Genomic DNA, 5019 nt, shown 5'->3' with positions numbered 1-5019 from the left:
TAAAGAAGGGGTTGAGGTGATTGAGATTGTGGGCAGTGAATTGGGCCGTGGGCGCGGTGGTGGCCACTGTATGACCTGCCCGATTATCCGTGACGCTATTGATTATTGATTAAATAGTCGCTTCCGCAGTTGAGCTCAAGCCGGGTAGATAAGCTATCCGGTTCAGACTGTTGACTAACCCCACTTTTTCAGGTGGGGCTCTTCTTTTCTAGCGACCGCAGGTCGCGATCGCGATATTTTTCCATAATACCGTCAGTTGAGCTTTCTGACCGCTTAAGCTGGCGTTCTGCCCTTACCAAGACGCTTTACACCACCGAGTCAGGAGGAAGCCAAGCTATTTTGGGTATAGTCTAATTAGTAGAAATAAATATTACAAAAACTCAATAGTAGTCATCACACCCATCATAATGAGCTTATAGAAAAATCGTGGTGATCTTGTTTACTTTATGGGTTATTGCATCCTAAAAACGAGAAATGAATATAAGCTTTCAACGGCAATGTGTCAATTGGACACAATCCCAATCAGCGAGTAAAATTTAAACATGCCATAAATTACCAGGAAAGTCTGAAAAGACAGTAAAGATAGGAGAGTAAATAACCCGCATGTTCAAATATCGCTATTTAATGAGATTTCTCCCAATATGATATTGCATGCACTCACCCTTGATGAATAAAAAATTCATTTTACCAAGGAGTTTCTTAGTCAATTATCTTACTCACCAATCTATTTTTATTTTCTAGTCTCACTATACATCTGCATGGTAACAGGAAGAATAATAATCATTCGCCATTGGTTTTAACAGAGGCAAACGGGCTACCCATACCTTGGCCCGCAACAGCAGCGGGGTAATCAGCTTATTGCGCAAACCAAAGCCATCCACCATAAGCCCAAAGGTAACCGCATCGATAACCGCCCAAATAGTCAGCAACATGCTGTCCATACCACCACGAGAAAGCCAGGTATCGCTCTGCACCATCCCTGAATGCTCTTGAAAACCGCTTGCCATCGCCAGCCAAATGGCTTTAACCGCAAGCAATGACGTGGCTAAATCAGGCTCTACGACAGCAGCAAGATTTGTCACCCACGTTAACCCGCAGTAACTGTTTAAGATAGAAGCGCTCCCTACTTAAAGTTTGCTAGGTAATTCATTTGCTAATCGATAAGTCAACGTTATCCTATTATTTTACAACCCAAGAATCATTACTCCATGTAATGAGCTCACGCCTAACTTTAATAATGCAGTACGTTTATAGTGACTCACCGTTTTGTAGCTCAAACCTAACTCTGATGCAATTCGTATCATATCCACTCCCTTTAATAAAGAACTTATCACAACCTGCTCCCGTGCAGAAAGCTTCATCATATTTTCTTTATTATTAGAAACACGATTTTCGACTATATCGATCAATTGGTTCTGCAATGTTGCCACTGATACAGCAGAACTATATACAGCTCGAGCATTAACCATTTGCATTAGGTAGTGATTCACTCCAGCATTACAATTACTGGGTGTCAACAAAATCACACTCACTTGATTCCATCTGTTTATATTATCAATCAACCTGGGAACTATTTTGCTAGCGGTTGAATCGAGTACCAGGATAAGAATATCAATGCCAAACCCTATACAATCCTCATGACCGAGCCAACTCACAGGCCAACTAACAACGTCAGTCTTTTCCGACAATTTGTCATGAGACTTGATCACATGCTCCAACCCTGCAAGGGTAAATTGGCAATTGCTGCTCAGCATGACTTTCCACTTTTTCATAGATACCTTCCATGAAGTAAAAATCAATAAAACTTTTTTATATTCTTGAGATTACGATTAAGCGCTCCGGTTTATCATTAAATGCCACCAGAATTTCAGCCAATACATCAGCGACACCAACCGGTAAACAATGCCCCTGAACATAATCGCTAAGTCACGTTATTATTGCTTATCTTATCGTTCTCTCCGCAGATGTAATTTCTCGGGCCGATATCACGCTCATTGTAAGCATAGCTACCACCAAATAGAGTATGTACACAAAAAACGAGAGGTATAAACTCACCAATGAGTGCGGGCTTCATCTACTCGTAAATATCACCAGCCCTCACGGTTCCCTCTCAAGAACCTCACCATTTAGATTACTTTTACCTATTGACATAAAGCGTAGCATAAAGAAACGCCGAGGCTTCGATGGAAAAATACTTGCCTCATTTACTCGATGTATTACTAAAGAAGTTTACAGCAGGCTGAAAATATCTTTATTTATATCGTCAAAGAAAAGGTTGATATTGTTTACTCCAACCTTCACCAAAGCACTTCTTTTATGATGAGATATCGTTTTATCGGATAAATTTTCTTTTCTTGCCAACGCAGAGTTAGAGTCACCATCAAGCAATCTTGTCATGACTCGCCTTTCCATGTTAGATAATACCTTTATCTTACACTCATCTTGGGATTTTCTTTTACGATACACTGCATTGACGCTCATAATAGACTTTATCTTAATGCTATTAAAGCCAAATGCCGAGCAAAGCTTTATTATATTTTTATTCTTTGAAATAAATACCGTATCATTATTGACACCATCAAGGAATAACAATATTTTAAAAACGGACATCATATCCTCAAAGTAAAACACCAAGAGAGCAGACTCATTGTGGTATCTTTTACTTAAGAAGGAATCGAGTGACAATCTTGATGCTCCACCCTCAGGCAAATCGCTAATCAGGTCAGATATCCCCAAAAAAAAGTAACTATTATTTGTTACTATAAAACATTCTCTCCTCATTTCCCCCCCCGTGAAGATTGAAATTTTTAACCGCTATAAGAACCGCTAGCACCCTCCATTTTCCATCGCAGAAGGATATTGCCACACACCTTGATGTCCTTTATTTTTCAAAAGGTAAGCATATCAGCATCTGTTATTGGCAATGAATCTCAAATGCATCATCATGGCGCATTTACTACGGTTTTATTGACGTATTTTTTACTGGTGAAATTTTAAGTTGTCTTTACGTTGGCTTTGTTATTTTTGCCATCCATGGGTCTCATCCATTTGGGGGCACTACATCGCTATCTTTTTACAACTTGAAATATTAAATATATAGCCCAATATCAGGCCACTCATTTGCAAGATAAAGCAGCTGACTGCGAAACAGACGCTGAATCTCCATTATCAACACATGTTTAAAACGCTTTGCTGTTGTTATTTGTGCTTAGGTACCTTGAAGGGTGTGTAAGCTATACTCTATACCCTTCATACTTCAAGTTGCATGACAAGAACGTCATACGCTTTTGTCACGCAACTTAAAGTATCACGAGAATATTGATGAGTTATATTGAAAGGGCTGATACACAGCCCCACAAATTAACCTTACAAGAACTGAACGCTAACGCCCTGTTGTACCAAAAGCTCAGCTTCCAGGCCGGTGTGATGGTATACGTCGTAGGAGATACCCGCCGAAACCACTTCCCCGAGGTTTTCCCAATCACCAACGTCCATGCCGTTAGGCAGCAGATCGCTCAGCATTACCACATCACCCTCATCACCTTTGACCGCCAACTGCACGCTTTCGTCGTTGATAAATGCCCCACGGAACCCTTGGTCCAGCACGTCCCCCAGAGAGATCTTCAGTGTGTTATTGCCTGATCCGGTGATGTCGAGAACCTCTACCGAGCTCAAACGCCCTGTCCAGGCTGACAAATCCAGCACCTGATCAGCTCCCATCAGTTTCAGCGTATCAATACCGCCGTTACCCTCAATCACCTTCACGTTATTGAGTACATTGACATCGTCTAGCGTGAAGATGTTGTCACGGCTCTGTCCGTAGAGTTCAGACACATCCCCCGTCACCGCCATATTCACCCCCGGTGCAGAACCGCCGGCATTCACAAAGCCTGACAGGTTACCGGCCAGATCGACCAGGGCTGCGCTGGCACTGCTTACCGCCCCCACGTCCAGGCTCACTGAACCAGCAGCGATATCCTGTGCGGTAAGGGTATGCTCGAAGCGCTGGGCGCCACCGTCAGCCACCACGGCAATACGTTCGCCAACAGCAACATTCTGCGCATCAAACTCAACAAGCAGGCTGTTCCCTTCCAGACGCACTGCGGCTGGCACGCGTGGCGCAGTGATGTCGAGAGTAACCGCCTGCGACATCACAAAACCGGCGTTACCAGACTGATCCACCACACGGGTCTGGATCGTCCAGTTTGCGGCATGCAGACTCAGATCCTGAGCGGCCCATTTCGTCCCGTCCACCAGGGCGTTGGACCAACTGCGGCCTCCGTCGGTAGACACTTGCAGGTTCTGACCCGCCGTCAGTTCTGCACTCAGCGTACCGTGCATCAAACGCCCGGCGTTGCCATTGTCAGACACAAAGTCATTTCCGTCATAGCCGGAGTCTTTACCCATCTGCGAAAGACGCGCAATCTGAGTTGGGCCAGTGCCGGTATAAACAATCAGCTCGAACGGATCGGAAGCCACGCTGCTGTTGCCGGCAGCATTCACCACAACCGCGGTGAGGCTGTATTCCCCGTCGTTCAGATCGTTCTCTGGCGTCACGCTCCAGCGCCCCTGGCTGTCTGCTTGGCCACGGCCAATCTCGACGCCACGGTCATAAACAATCACCGTGACCTCCGGCTCACTGCGGCCCGAGATTTCCGGACGACGATCGTCGGTTACATCCCCAGAGGTCAAGGCCCCCGTCTGTGGACCGACATCGTCAATCACTGACTCAATCACCGGCATTTCTGGCTGTTGGACGACAATCGTGGTTTGCCAGGCCTGTGAGCTACCAGACTGATTGCCCGCAACGTCGGTGGCACGCACGGTAAAGCTGTGCTCACCTTCCGCCAGTTCGCTTTCCGGCGTGAAGACCCAGTTCCCTTCGGCATCGGCGGTGGTTTCACCAAGCTTGTTGCCGTTGTCGTAGATCTCAACCTTCGCGCCCGCTTCCGCCTGGCCGTTCAGGGTCGGCGTGGTGTCGTCGGTGACGTCACCAGGCTGCAGTGCCCCGGTCTTGCT

The 5019-nt window shown here is 45.6% G+C and carries 5 protein-coding genes; 1 reads left to right on the top strand and 4 read right to left on the bottom strand.

Going from position 1 to position 5019, the window contains the following annotated elements; translation table 11 throughout:
* Positions 1 to 109 (top strand): arginine deiminase family protein (locus tag WG891_RS26420; protein WP_337265066.1); only part of this gene is annotated, 109 nt, incomplete at its 5' end.
* A gap of 637 nt (positions 110 to 746) precedes the next feature.
* On the opposite strand, the gene WG891_RS26415 is transcribed toward WG891_RS26420, so the two are convergent.
* From WG891_RS26415 to WG891_RS26400, 4 genes are all read right to left on the bottom strand, one after another.
* Positions 747 to 1082: a hypothetical protein gene (locus WG891_RS26415; protein ID WP_337265065.1), complete on the bottom strand. Its 336-nt coding sequence runs from the start codon at positions 1080 to 1082 to the stop codon at positions 747 to 749.
* A 102-nt stretch (positions 1083 to 1184) separates the two neighbouring features.
* The gene (locus WG891_RS26410; RefSeq protein ID WP_337265064.1) at positions 1185 to 1772 is read right to left on the bottom strand and encodes a response regulator transcription factor; all 588 of its coding nucleotides are present in this window, start codon (positions 1770 to 1772) and stop codon (positions 1185 to 1187) included.
* A gap of 457 nt (positions 1773 to 2229) precedes the next feature.
* Complete coding sequence (locus WG891_RS26405; RefSeq protein WP_337265063.1) at positions 2230 to 2781, bottom strand: helix-turn-helix domain-containing protein; 552 nt, start codon at positions 2779 to 2781, stop codon at positions 2230 to 2232.
* 585 nt (positions 2782 to 3366) lie between these two features.
* Positions 3367 to 5019 (bottom strand): Ig-like domain-containing protein (locus WG891_RS26400; RefSeq protein ID WP_337265062.1); only part of this gene is annotated, 1653 nt, incomplete at its 5' end.

Source organism: Serratia sp. MMO-28, from assembly GCF_037199905.1.
GTDB lineage: Bacteria > Pseudomonadota > Gammaproteobacteria > Enterobacterales > Enterobacteriaceae > Chania > Chania oryzae.
Note: the sequence above shows the minus strand (reverse complement) of the source record. Positions and strands in the feature narration are given on the sequence as shown.